Source organism: Paraburkholderia sp. CNPSo 3076, assembly GCF_026343935.1.
GTDB classification, from domain to species: Bacteria; Pseudomonadota; Gammaproteobacteria; order Burkholderiales; family Burkholderiaceae; genus Paraburkholderia; species Paraburkholderia nodosa.
Window position 1 is genome coordinate 1 of record NZ_JAPMAL010000008.1, and the last position, 20,048, is coordinate 20,048.

At 60.6% G+C, this 20,048-nt stretch carries 20 protein-coding genes and 3 pseudogenes; 15 read left to right on the top strand and 8 right to left on the bottom strand.

Features of this window, described 5'->3' with window-relative positions:
- Nucleotides 1-394: 394 nt before the first annotated feature.
- Nucleotides 395-640 (top strand): GNAT family N-acetyltransferase, encoded by a 246-nt coding sequence (locus M3A49_RS10805; RefSeq protein WP_266228876.1) that lies wholly within the window; start codon nucleotides 395-397, stop codon nucleotides 638-640.
- A gap of 509 nt (nucleotides 641-1,149) precedes the next feature.
- On the opposite strand, the gene M3A49_RS10810 is transcribed toward M3A49_RS10805, so the two are convergent.
- On the bottom strand, nucleotides 1,150-1,734 hold the full coding sequence (locus M3A49_RS10810) for a Type 1 glutamine amidotransferase-like domain-containing protein (protein ID WP_266228679.1): 585 nt from the start codon (nucleotides 1,732-1,734) through the stop codon (nucleotides 1,150-1,152).
- A gap of 100 nt (nucleotides 1,735-1,834) precedes the next feature.
- Entirely contained in the window at nucleotides 1,835-2,143 is a 309-nt protein-coding gene (locus M3A49_RS10815; RefSeq protein WP_266228680.1) for a DUF4148 domain-containing protein, read from the bottom strand.
- A 995-nt stretch (nucleotides 2,144-3,138) separates the two neighbouring features.
- Between M3A49_RS10815 and M3A49_RS10820 the strand changes: the two are divergent.
- From M3A49_RS10820 to M3A49_RS10830, 3 genes and pseudogenes are all read left to right on the top strand, one after another.
- Nucleotides 3,139-3,310: pseudogene (locus M3A49_RS10820) on the top strand (IS6 family transposase); the annotation flags it as partial.
- Between the two features lie 98 nt (nucleotides 3,311-3,408).
- Nucleotides 3,409-4,002, top strand: coding sequence for a hypothetical protein (locus tag M3A49_RS10825; RefSeq protein ID WP_266228681.1), 594 nt, complete (start codon nucleotides 3,409-3,411; stop codon nucleotides 4,000-4,002).
- 4 nt (nucleotides 4,003-4,006) lie between these two features.
- Nucleotides 4,007-4,846 carry an adenylate/guanylate cyclase domain-containing protein gene (locus M3A49_RS10830; protein ID WP_266228682.1) on the top strand — a complete coding sequence of 280 codons (840 nt, stop codon included), beginning with the start codon at nucleotides 4,007-4,009 and terminating at the stop codon, nucleotides 4,844-4,846.
- Nucleotides 4,847-5,320: 474 nt separating this feature from the next.
- Here the strand turns inward: M3A49_RS10830 and M3A49_RS10835 are convergent, their stop codons facing one another.
- The 3 genes from M3A49_RS10835 to M3A49_RS10845 form a co-directional block, all read right to left on the bottom strand.
- The gene (locus M3A49_RS10835) at nucleotides 5,321-6,973 is read right to left on the bottom strand and encodes an AMP-binding protein (RefSeq protein WP_266228683.1); all 1,653 of its coding nucleotides are present in this window, start codon (nucleotides 6,971-6,973) and stop codon (nucleotides 5,321-5,323) included.
- A gap of 14 nt (nucleotides 6,974-6,987) precedes the next feature.
- A complete protein-coding gene (locus tag M3A49_RS10840) occupies nucleotides 6,988-7,752 on the bottom strand; it encodes a nitroreductase (protein ID WP_266228877.1) in 765 nt (254 codons plus the stop codon).
- A 1,117-nt stretch (nucleotides 7,753-8,869) separates the two neighbouring features.
- On the bottom strand, nucleotides 8,870-9,886 hold the full coding sequence (locus tag M3A49_RS10845; RefSeq protein WP_266228684.1) for an AraC family transcriptional regulator: 1,017 nt from the start codon (nucleotides 9,884-9,886) through the stop codon (nucleotides 8,870-8,872).
- Nucleotides 9,887-10,254: 368 nt separating this feature from the next.
- Here M3A49_RS10845 and M3A49_RS10850 point away from each other — a divergent pair, with 368 nt between their 5' ends.
- From M3A49_RS10850 to M3A49_RS10890, 9 genes and pseudogenes are all read left to right on the top strand, one after another.
- On the top strand, nucleotides 10,255-11,022 hold the full coding sequence (locus M3A49_RS10850) for an SDR family NAD(P)-dependent oxidoreductase (protein WP_266228685.1): 768 nt from the start codon (nucleotides 10,255-10,257) through the stop codon (nucleotides 11,020-11,022).
- Between the two features lie 152 nt (nucleotides 11,023-11,174).
- The gene (locus tag M3A49_RS10855; protein ID WP_266228878.1) at nucleotides 11,175-12,383 is read left to right on the top strand and encodes an acetyl-CoA C-acyltransferase; all 1,209 of its coding nucleotides are present in this window, start codon (nucleotides 11,175-11,177) and stop codon (nucleotides 12,381-12,383) included.
- A 75-nt stretch (nucleotides 12,384-12,458) separates the two neighbouring features.
- Nucleotides 12,459-12,750: pseudogene (locus M3A49_RS10860) on the top strand (FAD-binding protein); the annotation flags it as partial.
- A 781-nt stretch (nucleotides 12,751-13,531) separates the two neighbouring features.
- Nucleotides 13,532-14,137, top strand: coding sequence for a TetR/AcrR family transcriptional regulator (locus M3A49_RS10865; RefSeq protein WP_266228686.1), 606 nt, complete (start codon nucleotides 13,532-13,534; stop codon nucleotides 14,135-14,137).
- A gap of 169 nt (nucleotides 14,138-14,306) precedes the next feature.
- Entirely contained in the window at nucleotides 14,307-14,543 is a 237-nt protein-coding gene (locus M3A49_RS10870; protein WP_266228687.1) for an alpha/beta hydrolase, read from the top strand.
- Nucleotides 14,544-14,632: 89 nt separating this feature from the next.
- Entirely contained in the window at nucleotides 14,633-15,196 is a 564-nt protein-coding gene (locus tag M3A49_RS10875; RefSeq protein ID WP_266228688.1) for an alpha/beta fold hydrolase, read from the top strand.
- Between the two features lie 128 nt (nucleotides 15,197-15,324).
- A pseudogene (locus M3A49_RS10880) lies at nucleotides 15,325-15,450 on the top strand (SDR family oxidoreductase); the annotation flags it as partial.
- A 303-nt stretch (nucleotides 15,451-15,753) separates the two neighbouring features.
- On the top strand, nucleotides 15,754-16,182 hold the full coding sequence (locus M3A49_RS10885; RefSeq protein ID WP_069269414.1) for an antitoxin Xre/MbcA/ParS toxin-binding domain-containing protein: 429 nt from the start codon (nucleotides 15,754-15,756) through the stop codon (nucleotides 16,180-16,182).
- Entirely contained in the window at nucleotides 16,182-16,673 is a 492-nt protein-coding gene (locus M3A49_RS10890) for an RES family NAD+ phosphorylase (protein WP_266228689.1), read from the top strand. The genes M3A49_RS10885 and M3A49_RS10890 overlap by 1 nt, the downstream gene beginning before the upstream one ends.
- Nucleotides 16,674-17,032: 359 nt before the next feature.
- Here the strand turns inward: M3A49_RS10890 and M3A49_RS10895 are convergent, their stop codons facing one another.
- Together M3A49_RS10895 and M3A49_RS10900 are read right to left on the bottom strand one after the other, a co-directional pair.
- Complete coding sequence (locus M3A49_RS10895) at nucleotides 17,033-17,251, bottom strand: ATP-binding protein (RefSeq protein ID WP_266228690.1); 219 nt, start codon at nucleotides 17,249-17,251, stop codon at nucleotides 17,033-17,035.
- Nucleotides 17,252-17,531: 280 nt separating this feature from the next.
- Nucleotides 17,532-18,416, bottom strand: coding sequence for an NAD(P)H-binding protein (locus tag M3A49_RS10900; RefSeq protein ID WP_266228691.1), 885 nt, complete (start codon nucleotides 18,414-18,416; stop codon nucleotides 17,532-17,534).
- A gap of 87 nt (nucleotides 18,417-18,503) precedes the next feature.
- On the opposite strand from M3A49_RS10900, the gene M3A49_RS10905 reads away from it, so the two are divergent.
- Nucleotides 18,504-19,112: a TetR/AcrR family transcriptional regulator gene (locus tag M3A49_RS10905; RefSeq protein WP_266228692.1), complete on the top strand. Its 609-nt coding sequence runs from the start codon at nucleotides 18,504-18,506 to the stop codon at nucleotides 19,110-19,112.
- A gap of 54 nt (nucleotides 19,113-19,166) precedes the next feature.
- Here the strand turns inward: M3A49_RS10905 and M3A49_RS10910 are convergent, their stop codons facing one another.
- Nucleotides 19,167-19,496, bottom strand: coding sequence for a winged helix-turn-helix transcriptional regulator (locus M3A49_RS10910; protein WP_266228693.1), 330 nt, complete (start codon nucleotides 19,494-19,496; stop codon nucleotides 19,167-19,169).
- 132 nt (nucleotides 19,497-19,628) lie between these two features.
- Between M3A49_RS10910 and M3A49_RS10915 the strand changes: the two genes are divergently transcribed.
- Nucleotides 19,629-20,048, top strand: coding sequence for a hypothetical protein (locus tag M3A49_RS10915; protein ID WP_266228694.1), 420 nt, complete (start codon nucleotides 19,629-19,631; stop codon nucleotides 20,046-20,048).

The following is a 20,048-nucleotide window of genomic DNA, read 5'->3' on the forward strand; positions in this document are numbered from 1 at the left end:
TCGTGCCATGGCGTCGTCGCACCCTCACAATGCCGCGAAACTCAGCATTCCTTACCCATTTGCGTCCGCATTTCCACTGTCTTCGCGCGACGGGCCCGGCCAACCGCCCGCTTCTGGCGCGCACCACCCCGTGCGCCTGGCATCACAAATCACCGCGACGATCATTCAATGCCCATAAACGCCAGCGCTTGCGGAGCGGTTTAGCACAAACATTTTTTTGATTACCGATCGCGGACTGGTCCCGATCGGCCTGTTCACGTATCAGTGGCCGCGATCGCCAACCAAAAAAATCTCTGCTCTATTGCCTGCAGGCAATAGACTGGAAAGCACGGTTCGCTATCTTCGGCATTGGGGTCGACGATGCCCTCGAGATGGCGGAGCAGACCGAAGTATGATGACTGACGGCCGGCGAGCGGTCGCTTGCCGGATCGAAGCGATTTGCGTGACATCGTCCTTCTGGAACCGTGGCGTCGGGACGGCGTTAATGATCACCGCCTCGGAAAGACTCTATGCTGAGGGCTATTCGGCAGTCACGCTCTGGGTGCTGCGAGACAACAAGTCGGCGCAGTCTTTCTACGATCAGCGCGGATTCAGACCGACGGGGCAGCCAAGGTCATCGAAATTGGTGGCGCCTCCCTGACGGAAGTGCGCCTCAAAGGGAGTATTGCTGTCCGATTGCGAAACGCTCCCAGATGACCGACCGCTATTGAGAAGCTTGGGTGGCGGCAACGGGTCTCGGCGCAATGCGATTCAAGGTCATCGTCACGGGACGGGCCGAATGCGATCCAGCCAACTACCGTGTCATTCACTACGCGACGAATACGTGTGGCGTTCCAGCCGTCAGCGTCTTCAGCCATCTCTCAGCCCTGGTGAACACATCGAGAGCGGCGAGGTATCCGCTTGGCACGATGCCCTTGTAGGCATCCCGCCATGTGTCCACGTGAACCGTGGCTATTCCTTTGGCGTCGGCAGTCGTTGCGGGGCGAATCTCATGTTCGAACGATGAGGTTGTTTTCATTGGACGAGCAGACCCTGTTTTGAAATTGAAAGCTAGAGAGAGCGTCTCGTGCTGGCCGACCGCCGCTGCAGTCAGCGACTGAGCCCAGACGGTCCTTCTGATTTCGCCAAGCGGGCTCCTGATCCCTGATCTTACTGGCCAATTTGTTTGGCCGGTAACGCTGTCTCAATCACCGTGTCGCCTGCGCGGTAAGCTTGATACGCGGTCGATCCCGTTCGCCACGAAAGCACGCTGTCGAGGGAAGTGCCCAAAAACATAGCGGCCGCAAAGTCATCAATTGCAATCGAAGGTGGGAAACCGTGCGGGCTTGTTGTGATTGCGCCTGCACTCATGCCCGCGAGCAGCACGCCCCTCTCCCATGTCTCTCGCGAAACTGTATCAAGCCCCCACTCGCGCCAAACGGCAAGTGCAGACTTGGTATTACCGCCGCCTACATAAATGGTGTCCTGTTCAAGCAACTTTGAGCGGAAGTGGGAGACAGGAATCGACCTCGAGTCGGGCTGCCGAAAGAATACAAGATGAGAAGTTTCACAACCCATACTGCCGTAGACGGCGTGGAGCTTGTCGAGATGCGCAGGCAAATCTCCGCTGGGCATAGCCAGATAACAGATGCGCGGCCGCAACTTTCCCGTGAGGCTAGTGATATGCCTGTCGATTGGCGATGGTGAGTCCTCCATCATGAAGCCGCCACCGCCTATGGCAAGGATACGTTGCATGGATCTCCCGTCGTTGATCGTCGATTCCTATGCGCTTACCCTTTTCCCCGGGAGTCGGCTCGCGAAACACTGGCTATGAAATTGCAACGACTTCCATCCGTTAATGTCCAGCGGGCACCGTCGCCATCGGACCTTGATGCGGGCAGTCTGCCGCGTATTCGTCCCAAAGTCGGCGCTGCGCCCTGTTGAGATCGTCGGGATAAGCTGCATCGTCGCCAGTTGCTGGGTCGTAGCCAAGCGCTTCCAGTTCCTCCAGTTCGTTGATGAGTTGCCGGTGCGTTACGGGTCCCTGCGGCTTCACGAACGGGTAATCGTTGCACTGTTGCGGTGTCAACGTAGGTGCGGCGAATGCGCTGGCACCGGCAACCAGTAACGAGATCGTGGCGACGCATTGGGTAATACGGTTCATGATACGTTATCCTAATCAACACCCGGAGCGGTGATTCAATGGAAAATCGGGGGAGGTCGCGCTCCCTTTTCCAATGCATCCCTACATCAATTTCCGTTATACAGAAGCGCGTTCAAGCGGGCCAACGAACCGTCCTTCTCCGCCTGTATCAACTCCTGACGGACGTCTACACGTGTTTTGCCGACCGGTGCGACACTACTTGTCATCGGCGTCGTTTGCGGCGCTGATGGCGAGCCCGCTTGCGACAGATCGTAGCGTCGTTGCCCGATACGGCCGGTGCAACGTTCTGCTCTGCGGCATTGATGTGCGACGTGCCAACCGCCAGGGTGGCAACCGCGATCCAGGTTATGTGTCTCATGAAAATCTCCACCTACTCTACCGGACCCCGCAACGCCCTGCCCATCGGGGTCGGGTAGTTCCGCGCGGGAACGCCACGCCGCGCCAATGGCAGGCGCCTGACGCCTATCAATCAGCTGGACGTGTACTCTTAATACCGGGACAGCGGGTGTCTTATTCCCAACACATTCACTCGTTGCCACCACCGCAAATAAGGAGGAGTAACCCGGACCTCGGTATTCGCCCATTGCCACCTCCTTCGCGATGTCCGGTGTCGCCGACCAGTTACTTTCAGTTAGCGCACTGCGGCGCGATGGATCGGAGGAAGATTTGATGGCATATTGACCTCGCGAGGGAATGCCAGAATCGCCCTGCCGGACCATCCCGCGGGCCTGCCTTTACCCCTGGTCAGCAGAAGGAAGCACGCCAAGGGCTCGCACAGGGCGCCTCAGTGTCGGAGGTAGCACGGGTATTCAAAACGACGCGACAGACCATCATGCATGTCCGCGCAGTTGAGGAGTCAGCAGCAAGACCCCGAACTACAGCAAAATGGACGAGTGGGTTAGCACTGCGCGCAGACGGTGGCGATATGACAGCGGCACGCGATGCGCTGGAATCAATTGCGGACCACCTACGGAAGTGATGCCAGCCTGTGTGACTGGTATCTGGCCTTTCCGCTCAGCCTGCGTCACCTTGAGCGGATAAAGGCCGAGCGCGGCGTCGCAATTGACCATTCGGCCGTGCACTGCTGGGCACTCGAGCTGCTGCCTGCATTGCAGAAAGGAAAGCGTGCGTTTCGCGCAGTATAAGCGCCGGATGGGCAAGATCTGGTGCATCGAGATGCGTGGGGAGTAGAGCATGTCAAACTTTCGCTATCTTCGACGGTTGGGGCGGGGGGTGTGCGGTCGGTCCGACTGGCCACCGGTCTGGTGCTGTTGACCTACGTGGGCACGCACCTCCTGAATCACTCGCTGGGGAATATCTCGCTCGCATGGCTGGAGCGTGATCTGCTAGTGCAGAAGTTCATCTGGCAGGGATGGCTTGGAACGGCGGTGCTGTACAGCGCGTTGGTGACGCATTTCTTCCTGGGTCTGTGGGCTCTGTACGAACGGCGCTCATTGCACTGGACTCCGGGTGAGGTGGCGCAACTCGTTCTCGGCTTGTGCATACCGCTAGCCAACCATGTTGTGAACACGCGGGTCGCCTTAGCCGAGTTCGGCTTGAACAAGGGTTACGCGCAGTTGCTGTACTCATTCTGGATCGATTCACCGTTCTTCGGCCGTGTGCAACTGATGCTGTTGGTGGTCGCTTGGCTGCATGGGTGTTACGGCATTTGGTTCTGGTTGCGCTTGAAACTATGGTTCGGGGCGTGGCGGAGCGTGCTGCTGAGCGCTGCTGTCCTGCTCCCGGTGCTAGCGCTGCTAGGCTTCTTGCAAGGCGGACGGGAAGTGATCGCGCTCGCGCAAGATTCCAAACGGGCGAAAGGTATTCGCACCGCTCGGATTTTCGGTGCTCGAGGCTAGCCGCATGGCCGGCGTTCCCCATGCCAGCAGTTGTGGTGGCCGGGCCCGATGCACGTTGTGTCGGGTACGCGTGCTCAGCGATGTGCCGCTGCCCGCGCCTGCCGAGGCGGAGCGACGCGTTCTGGAGCGACTGGGAGCTGATTCGCAGATAGTGCGCCTCGCCTGCCAGTTGCGGCCAACCCATGATCTCTCCGTGTGGCCGCTGGTGCCACCGGAAGCATCAACGGCCTTCTTGAAACGGCGCCAGCGGGACGTCATGCCGCAAGAGCGATTCGCGGCGTTCATGTTCGTGGATATGCGGGATTCCACAAAGCTTGCGGCGGCACAATTACCGTTCGACAGCCTATTCGTGGTCAGTCGCTTCCTGAGTGCGGTCAGCTCCGCGGTAGTCCACGCGGGCGGCCTGCCAAACCAGTTTCTGGGGGACGCAGTGCTCGCGATATTTGGCTTAAACAGCGAGCCGTCCACCGCCTGTCGTCAGGCGCTCGGCGCTGTGCCGCTGGTGGCGGCCAATATTGACGAACTCAACGCTGCGCTCGAGCAGCAGTTGCACGCGCAAATTCGGTTTGGCATTGGATTGCATTGCGGCCGGGCGGTAATGGGTGAGATTGGTTTTCGCGAGCATGTTACGTTCACTGCGATTGGTGACCCGTTGAATGTGGCCTCGAGACTTGAGCAGTTGACAAAGGAAATCGCTTGCGAGGCGATCGTCTCAGAACAGGTCTTCCAGCATGCCGGCGTTTCAGCCGCAGGCCTGCCGCGGCTTGCTGCACGCCTGCGAGGCCGCGATGACTTGGAGCCCGTCCGTATACTGTCCAAGGCGGCGCAGATGCCCCGGACCTGACAACGCCCTCCGCGCCGCGCTCACGGACCGCGTCGTGTCGCTTGACGCGCCCGAGCCGCAGGTCCCTTTTTGGCGCGAGAGCGGCCCCTCGCAGCAATCCGTTGACCGGCAGCATCGGGTCGCTTGCGGGCATACGCGTCAGGCTGTAGGCGGAGTGATGCGGCCGTCCCAACGGCAAACTTCCTCCGCCGCTGAGCGGCCGGTTGTGGCCGGGCTAGCGCCCGACGGCCGAGTGCGACGATCGCATAGGGTGCGTACCTCATGCAAACGACATAATCCGACCCATAGGCGACCCTCGCGCTTTCATCGTCCCAATGTCAGCTATCGGACGGCGAGCGGCCCGTCACACCGCGTGTGGGCGGCGGGGGTGTCTCGGTTTTGTTCGGCACATAGGGCGCGGGTACGCACGACTACAGCCGCACTTGACCGTAGTCGCACTTTAGAGCGCATGGCACGCTCAGCGGACCAACAGCTTCAACCCGCCAACCTCGTGATCGCCACCTGGCTGCCCGCTTGCTCCCGCAGACGAAACTTCTGGATCTTGCCTGTAGCGGTCTTGGGCAATTCTCCGAAGATCACGCGACGCGGGCATTTGAAATGCGCTAGCCACTCCCGGCAGAACAGGATGACATCCTGCTCCGTGATGTGGGAGGCATCCGGCTTCAGTTCGATAAACGCACAAGGAGTCTCGCCCCATTTGTCATCAGGCTGAGCGACCACGGCTGCGTTGAGCACGCCGGATATGCGATAGATGACCTCCTCCACTTCTACAGACGAGATATTTTCTCCCCCCGAGATGATGACGTCCTTGGAGCGGTCTGTGATCTGGATATAGCCGTCTGGGTGAACGACCGCAAGATCTCCGGTATGAAACCAACCGCCGGCGAAAGCTTTTGCCGTTGCGTCGGCATTCTTGAAGTATCCCATCATTACCGTATTCCCCCGGACCATAACCTCGCCGCAAGATTTGCTATCGGCTGGCACCGGTTCAAGCGTCGCAAGATCGGCCACCGACATGTTCTCGAACGCGGCCGCTCGTACACCTTGCCGTGCTTTCAATTTTCCTTGCTGCTCCGACGGCAACGTATCCCACTCGTCGTGCCATGCACAGCTGATTGGCGTACCGGCAATCTCGGTGATTCCAAAGACGTGGTCGACGTCGAAACCCATTGCGCCAACGGCCTCGAGAACAGCCGCGGGCGCCGGCGAGCCCGCGGTAAGGACCCGCACACGACGCGGCAGCGGCTGCCGTTCCGATTCGGGCATGCTCGCGATGCCTGCGAGGACAATCGGTGCCGCACAAAAATGATCGACACCGTGTTCGGAGATGGCCGAAAGAATATTCGCGGCATTCACCTTGCGCAAACAGACGTGCGTTCCCGCCGCGGCCGTAATTGCCCATGTGAAGCACCAGCCGTTCGCGTGGAACATGGGAAGTGTCCACAGGTAAATCGGCGCACGGGGGAGCGGCCAGTTCGTCATCTGCAAGAGGCTCATCAGATACGTGCCCCGGTGGCTCGGAACGACGCCTTTCGGGTCGCCAGTGGTGCCCGAGGTGTAGTTCAAGGCGATCGGAGTCCACTCATCGGCCGGGCGGCGGCCCGCAAATGCCGGATCACCGCTCGCCAGCAGCGACTCATAGTCAGTTTCCCCGATGGTGGGACCGTCAGGTGCTTCGTGATCGTTGATGTCTATCAAGCGCGGCGGATTGGGAACTGACTGCAACGCTTTCTCAACGAGCGGTGCAAATTCCCGGTCCACCAGCAGGAGTTTGGATTCTCCGTGGCGCAGAATGAATGCAATGCCCTCAGCATCAAGGCGGCAATTAATGGCATTGAGAACGGCCCCCGAGAGAGGGACGCCGAAGTGTGCCTCAAGCATGGCCGGCGTGTTCGGCGCAATGATCGACACCGTGTCGCCCGGTTCAATCCCCAACTGAACGAGCGCCGACGCGAAGCGATAGCAACGCTCGCGCGTTTTCGCCCACGTCTGCCGGAAGTCGCCATGAATGATCGCGGTTCGATTTGGATAGACGTCGGCAGTTCGGTCGAGAAAGGTCAAGGGCGTCAATGGAACGTGGTTTGCCGCGTTCTTCTCAAGTCCTCGAGAATAGGCCGTTGCACTCATGACTTTGTCTCCATTCATTCATTATAAAAAGTAGTGAAGTCGCGTACCGGACTGCGCTCCGTTACCAGAGTGTTCTCGATGCAGCTGTGATCGGCATAACCCAGACTCATTCCGCACACCAACATCTGGTTGTCGGGAATGGACAGTTCTTTGGCGATGACACGGTGGAATTTGTTGAAAGCCGCCTGCGGGCAGGTGTCGAGGCCCCGCGCCCGGGCGGCGACCATGACGCTTTGCAGGAACATCCCCGTGTCGAGCAGACTTCCTTCACGCATGACCCGGTCAACCGTGAAGAACAGGCCCACGGGTGCATCAAAGAAGCGGTAGTTGCGACCGTGCTGGACGTGCATCCGCTCCTTGTCACCCTTCTCGATGCCCAGCAGGCCATACAGGTTCCAACCAACCTCACGCCGGCGATCCACATACGGTGCGATCCATTCGCGCGGGTAGTATTCATAGGGCTCGTCCAGGCCGGAGCTGCGAACGGGATCGTCATTGATTTCGTTGATGGCGGCAGACAGGCGGGACTTCATTGCGCCTGTCACGACATGCACATGCCAGGGCTGGATATTGACGCCGGTTGCGCTGAAGCGAGCAACGTCGAGGATGGCCTCGATTTGCCCGCGAGGAACCGGCGTGGGCAGGAAAGCACGGACGCTGCGCCGCGTGACGAGCGCCCAATCGACGGCTCGGTTCACGTCGGCAAGCGAGCTCAACGGAGGAGGAGATAGACGGTCCATTTCGATGCCAGCATTGAAAGTTGCTTTGCACTGAGCCATGTGGCGTTTGTTGAGGGTAGAGTTCATACAAGCTGCACTATTCGTGAGAATCTCGGCCATAAAGCTGCGTATGGCAGAAACATTGCCGCCTTGTGGCGCCGGGATCGACCGTTGCCGTCGCGCTGTAACCAGTGTCAGGCGGACGCAGCTGACAATCCATGTCCATCAACTTCAACCTGAATGAGGTCACCGAACACCCGCTTTCCGGCGTCGCGCCATTAGGGGCAGCTCGCGAATTTGTCAGGCGACGACACCGATTTCCAGTTGGAGAAATCGGTTCTCGGGGCGTCAGGAGATCGACCATCTCGGGCCAACTTGCATCGGTTTGCCGTTGCGAGCCACAACCGGGGATGATCCGCATCGATCAGCTCCGCGCGATGGTCGAGCCGCATGCCGTATAACGGAGGTATCTGGAATGCGATGACCCCGGTCAGTGTGGCGGCGAGCTGGATGCCGTAGCGCTTCGTTGATGACGTGATGCTGTGCATCGGGCCGGAACATATGCGCCCAGTCGCGTCAGCGCTCGCAATTCCGCGCGGATTCTGAACCGGGTCAACCTCTCGTCTCCATATTTGTATTGCTACCGCAATGCGCTGCTCATCGAGGGCAATATCTCCTCCCCCCCGCTGATTCGGTGACGCGTTGGCGAGAAACCTGCTGCCCAAATAAGCGATAACACTTCACTTATTTTTCGGCGGTGATCAAGGGCGGGGCTTTCGTGGAGCCGGCTCCGGTTACTCTGTGGAACCGGGCGCGAGGCTTGTTCTGATCTGCGGTGCCGAACGCACTGCAGTGTCACCCCGGCTGGGACGCCAATCCATGCCCGCCGACCTCAGTTTGCATGAGGTGTGTGGACACGCTGGGCTTTCGTTCTGCTTCGTGTGTTGGCTGCCCCATCACCCCGAGAATTCAAGTGAGGATGGGGGGAATGCCGCTTCGGCGCTGCCCGTCTATTTGCGATTCATCGGTTGCACGGCTTTGCTTTGCCTAGCCTCGGCACCCATGCTTTCGCGCAATGCTTGTTTGGAAACGAGGATCGAGCCTTTCGACCGCTCAGACGTACAAGCAAGTCGGAGCGCGCTCCAATTCCGCTATGACAACAGTACGAGTTCTAATGTTAAGAGTCCGGCCTGCCGTGGCGGTACATTCCCGGGCTGGCCCCCGTCCACTTCCTGAAGGCCCTGTGAAAAGCACTGGTTTCCTGAAATCCAGTCCGCGCAGCGACTTCGGCGACCGTGAGAGAACTGCTGGAAAACAAGTCGATTGCGATGTCACGGCGCAATTCGTCTTTCAGTTGCCGGTAGTTCGTGCCTTCGGCCAGCAGGCGGCGTTGCAGCGTGGCGGCGGAGAGATTCAGTAACCGCGATAGCGCGTCGAGGTCCGGCCAGTCGTCGGGGGCCTGGTTTCTTAGTCGGCGCCTGACCAGGGCCGTAGTGCTCGATTCATTGCGATACTTGACCAGGATATTGGCTGGTGCTTTCTCCAGGAATACACGCAGGCTCGCTTCCGTCCCGGACAGTTTGAGGCCGAGGAAACTGCGATCGAAGCGGATCAGGGTCTCCTCTGCGGAGAACGTCACATCCTCGCAGAAGCGCATGCGGTAGTCGCTGTCATCGATTGGTGCGGACGCGCGAAATCTCATCTCCACCAGTGGAATCCGTCTGCGTGCGAGCCAGCATGCAAGACCGTGCACGAGGATGAACCATGTCCCGTAGGCAAAGAGCCGGCGTGTCCGCCCATCGTCATGCAGGATGATCACTGCATGCTCGCCTTCGCAGCGCAACTCCCCGTGAATGTCGTCGAGAACGGCACGCAGGAACTTCAGCATGCGACGCAGCGCGTGTTCCAGATTGTCCGCATGCAGCACCGCGTGACACATCAGCGCGTAACTACCCCGGCGCAGTGCGTGGCTGTCGAGACCAAAGAACTCGTCGTCCATCAAGTCGGCCAGAGCCGCCCACAGGCGCGAAAAGGCCAACGCCGGCACACGCGCTCTCGGCGCATTCAACAATTCTGCAGCGATTCCAGCGTGCTGGAGGACGGCCGACACATCAAGATTGCGTTGTGTTGCCACGAGAATTGCCTCACGTACCAGGCTGATAGACGTTGTGCCCTTGTCTTGAGCGTCATTCATGGTCAGGCTCACCCACGGAAAGTGTACTGATGTTAATTGCTGCCGGGCGCAAGTGGAACCGGCTACCCGACTCTGCGCGGGCAGTCATCGGCTAAAGAGCGCTGGCGGGCGACCCACGCCCCGCCCCAATATGTCCGAAGGGCTCACGCATGAAGAGGTCTATGGGCATGTGCGCACGCCCGTCTGCCGCTTACCATGGCCACTCAGTTCGTCGTCGCGAGTGTGGCATTGTTGGCCGAGGTCATACAGCATGGCGGTCATATCACATGACCCATGCAAGGGGCATCCGTGGCTCTGGGAGCCAGAGCTTCCGGCGAAGCACAGGCCGGTCCGTTGCGCGTCCGGGTGGTTACTTTTGGGAGACAGCAGTGCAGATTCAACATAGAGGATTCGTCATCACGGGTGGCGGCTCAGGGCTGGGCGCCGCCACGGCGCGCCGTCTGGTGGCGGGCGGCGCCTCGGTGCTGCTTGTAGACCTGGACCAGGACGCCGGTACTGCGCTGGCGGCGGAACTCGGCGGCAATGCCCACTTCGCCAAGGCTGACATATCGGACGCGACGGGCGCCGAGCGTGCGTTGAACGCTTTTTGCGACACCTTCGGTGGGTTGCACGGACTGATCAATTGCGCAGGCGTTGCCCCCGCCGAGAAAGTGCTCGGACGCGAAGGCCCGCACCGGCTGGAGAGTTTCGCGCGCACCGTTCAGGTCAACCTGGTCGGCGCTTTCAACATGGTACGGCTGGCCGCAGCCTGCATGGCCAGGAACATGCCCGAGGCTGATGGCGAGCGCGGGGTGATCATCAATACTGCTTCAGTCGCCGCCTTCGATGGCCAGATTGGGCAAGCGGGCTATGCTGCGTCCAAAGGCGGTGTCGTCGCGATGACGCTGCCTATCGCGCGGGAATTGGCCCGCGATGGCATTCGCGTGCTTGCAGTCGCGCCAGGAATCATGGAGACGCCGATGCTCAAAGGCATGCCCACCGAGGTACAAGACGCCCTTGGCAAGATGGTCCCCTTTCCCGCGCGCCTTGGTCGGCCAGAAGAATTCGCGGGCCTTGTGGTGCACATCCTCGAAAACACCTACCTCAACGGCGAGGTGATTCGCCTTGATGGCGGCATCCGTATGGCGGCAAGGTGAACTCGGCGTCTGGAGTGCACGTCATTGTTCCGGCTACCGCCTTGCTTGAGTTCGGCGAATCGCCGAATCCGGAAGGGCTCAGATGACCTGTGGACTGCCAAACTTTCCCCACACCTTGCAACGCCGCCGCGCAGCGGCGGATGGAGACTCGCATGCCTACCTCTTCGACTTCAGATGATCCCGTCGTAATCGTCGGTGCCGCCCGCACGGCGCTAGGCGGCTTTCAGGGCGACCTTGCGTCGCTGGCGGCTCCGCAACTCGGCGCCATCGCCATCCGTGCCGCATTCGATCGCGCAGGGCTGCAGCCAGAGGCGGTAGACGAGATACTCATGGGTTGCGTGCTGCCCGCCGGCCTCGGGCAGGCACCCGCACGCCAGGCGGCGCTGAGAGCCGGTTTGCCGCTTTCGGCGGGGTGCACCACGATCAATAAGGTCTGCGGCTCGGGTATGAAGGCAACGATGCTTGCACACGATCTGCTGCTGACTGGGAGTCAACAGGTGATCGTGGCCGGCGGCATGGAATCCATGAGCAACGCGCCCTACCTGTTGCCCAAGGCCCGCTCGGGCCAGCGCATGGGACACGGCCAGGTACTGGACCACATGTTCTTCGACGGCCTGGAGGATCACTACAGCCTCGCCTCCCGTGGCCGCCTTATGGGCACCTTCGCCGAGGACTGCGCGCGCCACTACGGTTTCACGCGCGATGCACAGGACGCCTTTTCTTCCACCTCGACGCTGCGCGCGCAACAGGCGCAGCGTGACGGCTTGTTGCGGTGGGAGATCACGCCGGTGGCGGTGCCGGGCCGCAGTGGCGAGAAACTCGTCGACGAGGACGAGGCGCCAGCGAAAGCAGAACTAGCCAAAATTCCCAGCCTCAAACCCGCCTTTGGAAAGGACGGCACAGTCACGGCGGCGAGTTCGGCCTCGATCGCCGATGGTGCAGCGGCCGTGGTGCTGATGCGCCAGTCCACCGCGCACGAGCGTGATTTAGCACCGCTGGCCGTTATCCGCGGGCACGCCACACAGGCTCAGGATCCGGCCTGGTTTACCACTGCGCCCGTGGGTGCGATCCAGAAGCTGCTAGCCAAGGTGGGGTGGCAGGCGGCCGATGTAGACCTGTGGGAAATCAACGAGGCATTTGCCGTGGTCGTGATGGCCGCAATGCGCGAGCTGTCGCTTCCGCACGAGCGCGTGAACGTGCATGGTGGTGCTTGCGCGCTGGGTCACCCGATCGGCGCGACGGGCGCGCGCCTGGTCGTGACGCTCCTGAGCGCACTCCGCCAGCGCGGCGAGACGCGAGGCGTCGCGAGTCTGTGCATCGGTGGTGGTGAGGCCACGGCGCTTGCAATTGAGATCGTCTAAGCAACATGATCGGCGCTTCGGGAACACCGTGAACCCACCGCTCGCGCAGCATATCGGGATTGAATTCGCTCTCAAGAGTTGCTTGAGCCGCTCGCCGACAAGCTCAGCGCGGCACTTGGCGCGTCGCGCACAGCGGTCCAAGCGGGCTACTTGCCGAAGAGGTTGGCCAGACCCGCAAGATCGTCGCGCCGCAACCGTACATCGCTGTGGGCGTCTCGGGCGCGATCCAGCACCTTGCGGGCATGATGGACTCGAAGGTGATCCTGGCGGTCACGAGGACGAAGAAGCGCCGATCTTCGGCGGGGCCGACTACGTGCTCGTCGGCGATCCGTTCGCGCTCGTACCGGACTTCGTGGATGCAGTTTGATTGCGCTCGAGTTGCAACTCCTGGATTTTGAATTCGCTGGAGTATGCCGATGGTTGCACGGGAAAGATCGCTCCGTGACGTCGTTAATATTTGGCTCGGTTCAGATGTGGCAGGCCGGTCTCGGGTGACTCGCATTACACGCTCACGCCGCGAGGCGTGGCGTTGCGTTTGCGTTGAGTCCGAAGGTGATCAACGCTCCTTGAAGATCATGTTCTTCCGCCACGACGATGGTTGTTGGTTCGTCTTTCCACCTGCACCCCAGCGCCCTGCAATGGGGGTTGCGGTGCACGCCGAATATCAGGGAGCGACCGGCCAACGATGAACACATGGCGTCCGGGGCGATTGGACCGGCGGGCCTGTCCGCGGCGATTCGTCTGAAGCAACTGGCGCAGGAAAGGGGCGTCGCCATCGGCGTATGCGTGCTGGACAGAGCTCGGAGATCGGGGCCAATGTGTTCGTGGGACGCATCCGAGCGTTGCTGACGGCATAGCGGTCCGTGGCCTTCAGGGCGCAAGGCACGTGCTGCCCGATCAGCGGAAGTGCGAAATACAAACGCGAATACTCCTCATCACGCAGGAAATTCTCTCGCCGCATCTGCGTACGGCTCGAGTATTTGACCACCACAGAATGAGCGGCCGCTCTCTCGGCAGTAACTGCCGTTCGAACGACTTTCTGAGCGCGCTGGTGAACGTCGCCTCCTGGCCGAGAGCACTAGTTCGATGAAGGTTCTGCTGAGCTGCCGTTGATATCTTCAATGGCAGCTTTCGAGCGGCTTCTGTGAATGAGTACAGTCGGCCAGGAGACTCATTTTTTATTTATGGCCCGTCCGCTCAGCGCAGACAAGCGCCAAACGATCCTCGAGGCGGCCACTCGGCTGATCGCGGAGGCGGGACTGTCCGCTTCCACAGCTCGCATCGCGAAGGCCGCCGGCGTGGCCGAGGGGACCATTTTCACCTATTTTGAGAGCAAGGACGAGCTGGCCAACCAGCTGTATCTGGACCTCAAAGGCCAGCTGCGACTGGCTTATTCGGACCTGCCGGGCTCGAAGGATCTGCGCGAAAGTCTGTGGCAGTTTTGGGCCGCCTACGTGAGCTGGGGGCTGGCGCATCCAGCTCAGCGCCAGGCGATGGCGAAGCTCCAAGTCTCCGACCGAATCGGCCCCGCAACGCGGGAGTCGGTCGCGGAAAGCTTCCAGGTCGTCAGCGGCCTGTTGATGAAGGCCAGGTCGCCGGGGGCGCTGCGCAAGCAGCCGCCGGCCTTCGTCGCCGCGCTGATGGTTGCGATGGCCGAGGCCACCATCGATTCGATCGCCGCGGAGCCGAAGCTCGTCAAGACCGCTTGCGCTGACGGTTTCTCGGCATTCTGGCGCGCCATCGCGATGGGCTGATTCTTAACGAGCGACCCGCCGTTCTTCGACCGAATTCAAGAAGGAACGAGAGATGAATGAACCAACCTGACGCGACTTTCTCGCGGTCGCGGCCCTCGGCGGCGTCGGACTCGCCGCGGGCTGCGCGTCGCCGGCCGAACGGAATCTACACAACTTGGAAGGAAGCGTGATGATGCGCGAAGTGAGTTTCAAACGAGATGGCTTGACACTGGAGGGAAACCTGTTCGCGCCAGGGAACTTCAATGAGACCGGACGCTATCCGGCGGTCGTCGTGGCGGGTTCTCTCAGTTCCGTCAAAGAGCAGATGGCGGGCGCTTACGGACGCAAGCTGGCGGAAAACGGGTTCGTGGCGCTTGCACTCGACTACAGCCACTATGGCGAAGCGAAGGGCAGCCTCGTCAATTAGAGTCTCCCGCTGCCAAGCTGAGCGATCTGAAAGCCGCCGTCTCGTATCTAACGGCCTTGCCTTATACGAAGGCTGTCGGGATGGTCGGAGTGTGCACATCGGCCGGAAACGGCGCCTACCTCGTCGCCGACGATGCGCGCGTCAAGGCGTTTGCGACGGTCGCTGCATTCCTGCCAGACCCCGAGTTAAACGAACGTCTTATCGGCACGGCGGAAATTGCGCGGCGTCTCGCGGCCGGAGCGGAGGCGAAGCTGAGATTCGAGCGGAGCGGAGAGCAGGTGACGGTGCCGACCTACAGCGTGAATGATCCGAGTGCCCTGAATTACAACCCGAGGGGGAACTACGACTACGACTTCAACAAGGCACGCGGCGGCGTTCCCGAGTGGAAGAACGAGTTCGCCGTGATGTCATACGGGCCCTGGCTGGATTTCGACCCGATGAGCAAGGCGCCGGCCATCAAAGTTCCGACGATCATGGTGCACTCCGACGGATGCGCCTTCCCTGAGCAGGCCAAGAAATTCTACTCGCGCCTGGGGGCAGTGAAGGAATTGGCGTGGGGGGACGGCACCCATTTCGACTATTACGATCAACCGGCGCAGGTCGGCTATGCGGTAAAGAACGTCGCCGCTTTCTTCCACAAACATCTGTCTTAGGATGTTCTACGACACGGGTGAGGCTACCGACGAGATCAACCGTCCGATCGACTGATCGCCGGCGTCAATGTGGGACGACTGGATGCTCACCCTCAATCGACCAAACAGTCGTCTGCCTATGTGTTCCCATTCCGCTGGCACGACTCGGCGAGCCCGAGGAAATTGCGAGCGCAGCGCTCTTCCTCGCCTCGGACGATTCAAGCTTTGTGAATGGCGCCGAACTGTTCGTGGACGGTGGTCAGCAGCAGATCTGAGCGTCGGGTTTGGTTGTGGGCGCACCGAGCAGTCGATACGTCCGCATCCGCCATTTCACGCGCCCACGGGGGAGACGCGTTGTGATCGACATTGCCCTTTTCTTGCACGCGGTGACAATTCCGCTTCGGCGACGTCGGGCGGCCTCAGACGGTGTCTGAACGTTTTCAGGTACCGCCGATTATCCAGACGGTGTCTGGATAATCCCTTACTCCGGGCACTGGCGACCGGGTAATCAGCCTCCATCGCGCCAAGCTCAAATGAGCTACAATGGAGGCTCATTTGATTTAAGACGGGAGCGCGCCATGCAACTCGTTTCCCCCGAGAAGATCGCTGCAGTCATGGGACTCAGTCCGGTACCGCATTCGATCGCCGAACTCGAGGCGCAGGTCGCAGAAGGCCTGCCCAAATCCGCGCTGCGTAACGGTGTCGAACAGATCGCCCTGACTGCGGAGGCAAGGCGCGCGCTTCAGGCACGCATCGTCCCTGAGGCAACCTACAAGCGGCGTCGCGACAGGCTGACACCTGATGAATCGGAGAAGACAGAGCGCCTCGCACGGGTCTACGCGAGCGCGGCCTACGTCTGGGACGATCCGGCGGACGCACGCACCTTCCTTGCCACGCCCCACCCCTTGCTGGAGGGGCGCGTTCCCCTTGAGGTTGCCCTGACCGAGCTAGGTGCGCGGCGCGTGGAAGAACTCCTCTGGAAGCTTTTCTACGGGCTACCGGCCTGATGAGGATTTTCCGCATTGCCGACAGGCGGCATCCGCTATGGAGCGGCACCGGCGCCATGCTCGTTGGCGGTCGCTTCAACAGTCCCGGCCGTCCCGTGATCTATGGCGCGCTCACGTTCGCGGGAGCCATGCTCGAGGTGCTGATACACGCACGGATTGGCAAAGTGCCGAAGACACACGTCTGGGTCGAGGCGCAGGTTCCTGATGATCTTCCCGTCGAAAGGCACACCCCGGGCACACTGCCTGCGGGATGGGACGGGCCATCCACTGAAATCGCGCGTGATTTCGGCAACCGCTGGCTGGAGGAATGCCGCTCCGCGGTCCTGATCGTGCCTTCGGTAGTCGCACGTGCCGAGTCCAACGCGCTGGTGAATCCCGCCCATCCAGACGCTACGCGGATCATCGTATCCGAAGCGCAGCCGGTCGTATGGGACGAACGCCTGTTCGTTCTACCTGCGATAGCCGGTCCTGGAAAACCGGAACACCACTGAAAGCGCAGAAACCGGGCCGCGACAATGCCCCTGACTGGCACACCTCGAGGCTTTGCCAGACAGAGCAGAACTGGCCGTTGTTCCTTGCGTGATGCAATCCGGGAAGATCCTGCGCGACCTCTCACCGACCTGTCAGTTTCAGTAATCGAGTTTTCACCGCGGGTCAGCCCGCGCCCGACCACATCGGGCAGTAGTCGGCTATCTTCAGGCCTTCGACCGCGCGCCATGAAGTACATCCGGACGTCGGCTCTGAGCCAGACATCGGACGCTCGCCGGCCGGCCATGATGTAACTCGTAGCCATTGACGGGCGGCGGAGGCCGGCGATGCGATACCCTGCGGCGCGGAATACGAGGCCGGCTTATGATGAAACGGCGGGATGGACAGGTGCCGTGAACTGAAAGATCGCGCCGCGCGGTGCGTTTGCGCTCGCCCACAACAGGCCGCCGTGTGCGTCGATAATCGAGCGGCAGATCGACAGCCCCGTGCCCATCCCGCTAGCCTTCGTCGTATAAAAAGGCTCAAAGAGGCGCTCGATGTGCTCGGGAGCGACACCCAGCCTGGAATCGCGCACCGTCACGAGGCGGCACTTGGCTCATGCATGGCGGTCCTGACCGTCAATTCCCGCGCCCCATTGTCCACCGCGCACATCGCCTAACTGGCATTGATAATCAGGTTCAGCTTCACCTGCTGGAGCTGCACCCGGTCGCCTTTGATGAGCGGCAAGTCCTCTGCAAGCTGCAGCCGCACCGAGACGTCGCTTCTGTTAGCTTCACTCGACGGGTGGTCGAGTGGACCCCAACCTTGCGCCCTGTCCCTGTCACCAGTTCACATACGGACAGAGCACACAGGCGGCAAATCTACTTCTTGAAAATGGAGATGTTTTCGGCAAGCCACTGAGTCAAGGGCAAAGGAGCTTCCCCCGTCACCTCCTGGACAGTCGTGGTTGTTTCACTCATTGCGGAGTCGCGGAACACCTGGTCCAGACCGACAAGCAAATCTGCGACGAACGCTGGCAACCCTTCTGCTAATAGAACCTCTCGTTGCTGCTCGAGGGTCCGCTCTCCGTAAATGACACTACGACCTAGCAGTTTTGAAAGTTCGTCCGCAATTTCATGCATAGTCACGGCGCGCGGACCCGTGAGGTGATAAACACGCTGAGACTCAGGTTGCACGTGCTCGAGCAAAGCGATGCGCGCCACTCTCGCAACGTCGCGCGTATCGATGAAATTGACCCGTCCGTTGCCAGCAGCGCCAGCCCACGAGTCTGAAGCGATGTAGGCGGCAGACCGTTTGAGAACGTCCGCAAATGTGGATGGCCGCAGTACGGTCGAGGCAACAGATTGTCTGGCCAGATGCGCCTCAATTTGCATATGCCACGCCATCGGGTTCAAGCGGGTCGGAGGCCCAAAGGACGAAAGCTTGACGATGTGACGGACCCCCGAAGCGACAGCGGCATCAATCAGCGCGATTTCGTTTGCCACCTGCTGCAATGATGTGCCATGTGAGACGAACAGGCGCTCACTACCTTGAAGCGCATCGACGAGTGTCCGCGGTTCATTGAAGTCCACTCTGACTGCTTTCACTCCTGGTGGCAAATTTAGTGCATTGGGCGTGCGGGTCAAAGCGACGACGTCAACAGGCTCTGGGGCAAGGAGGCTGACCAGCGTCGAACCGACGCGGCCGGTGGCCCCGGCGATCGCGATGCGCGGTCGTTGAGACGTGACGGGTGAATCGACGGTCATGACGGGTCCTTTGATGTATCATGGAACGAACGGTACAAGAATGCTGGAACTATCGTTCCAGATTGTCAAGCTGTTCCTGAGGATTCCATGAGCGGAAAGCCGCAATTCGACGACGCGGCCGTAATCGATGCGGCCATGAGGGTCTTTTGGCGCCACGGCTATGCGGCGGCATCAATCAATCACCTTACCGAGGCGACGGGCCTGTCCCGCTCCAGCCTCTACCAAAGATTTGGTGACAAGGACGGTCTCTTCCGGGAGGCGCTTGCAGCGTACACGAAGCGAGTGCTCAATCGGATGAACGGAGTAGAAGCAGATACGGCGCGGGGGCGTCTCGAAGGGATCCTGCGGGCCTACTTGCTGCGCGCGACCCCCGACCGGAAACGTCCAGCGGGTTGCCTGATATCGCGAAGCTGCGCAGAGATGGTGGACCTCACAGCGGACGGGAAAGCAGCTGCGCGAGCAAGCGCGGGGCTGCAGTATGAGATGCTTGCAGGTCTCTTGCGCGATGGGATCGCGAATGGCGAATTGCCGAACGACACGCGCGTTGACGCACTCGCGTGGCTTTACCTCGGGGTCTTGCATTCACTTTTGAATTTGCCGCAGGCCGGCGCAAGTGCGGACGCGCTCGATCGCATGATTGACATCGCTATGTCGACGTGGCCACCCTCCTCACACGCTCAGCCGGCGTCAACGTAGGCCGCAAGAAATCTGTCAATACCCCGCGCGGCAGTGGTTCGGGCGTGTTTGCCGTCAATCTTGCGGCTGCGACGCCATGCGTGCATCGAACACTACGCGGGCGGTATCGAATTCGCCGAGATGTTCGAGCATCCAGTCATGGAGCGCCTTGAGCGGCCGTTGCAGCGCACGCCCCAAAGGCGTGATCTCATATTCGACGGCCACCGGCGAAACGGGTATCACCGTGCGGGAAACAAGTCCGTTTCGCTCGAGCCTGCGCAGACATTGCGTCAGTGCTTTCTGGCTAACGCCCTCCAGATGCCGCTTGCTCGCGTTGAAACGCAACGGCCCGCCATCCAGCACCGTGAGAACCATCATCGACCACTTGTCGGGCGCGTCGGACAAGCGGCCGGGAAACGCTCAGGCTCAGCGGACATGGTTACCTCGAATATCCCTGGTGGAAGAGAAGTGCGTTATTGACACTAAGTTTCCGGAGGATACCATCGGCTCTGTTTTCAACTCCGGGCGATTCAATTCATGCCGCTTTCTTCCGAAATCCTGTTTCAGCCCTTCTCCGTCGGTTTGCTTACGCTACCGAACCGCATCGTTATGGCGCCCATGACGCGCTCCTTTGCCGCGCAAGGTGTGCCTGGGCCGGCGAATGCCGCTTACTATCGGCGCCGTGCCGAAGGCGGCGTCGGGTTGATTATTTCCGAAGGCACCGTGGTCGACCGGCCCGCGTCCAGCAACGACCCCGATGTTCCCTCTTTCCACGGCGAGGCGGCGTTGGCCGGTTGGCAAGGCGTGATTGATTCGGTGCATGACGCTGGCGGCAAGATGGGGCCGCAGTTGTGGCACACGGGCGCGGTGAAGGGTTTTCAAACCGACTGGACGATGGCGGGGGAAAAGCGCCTCCAGAAGGCGGCCGTAGAAACGTCCCCCGATTTGAGGGGATAA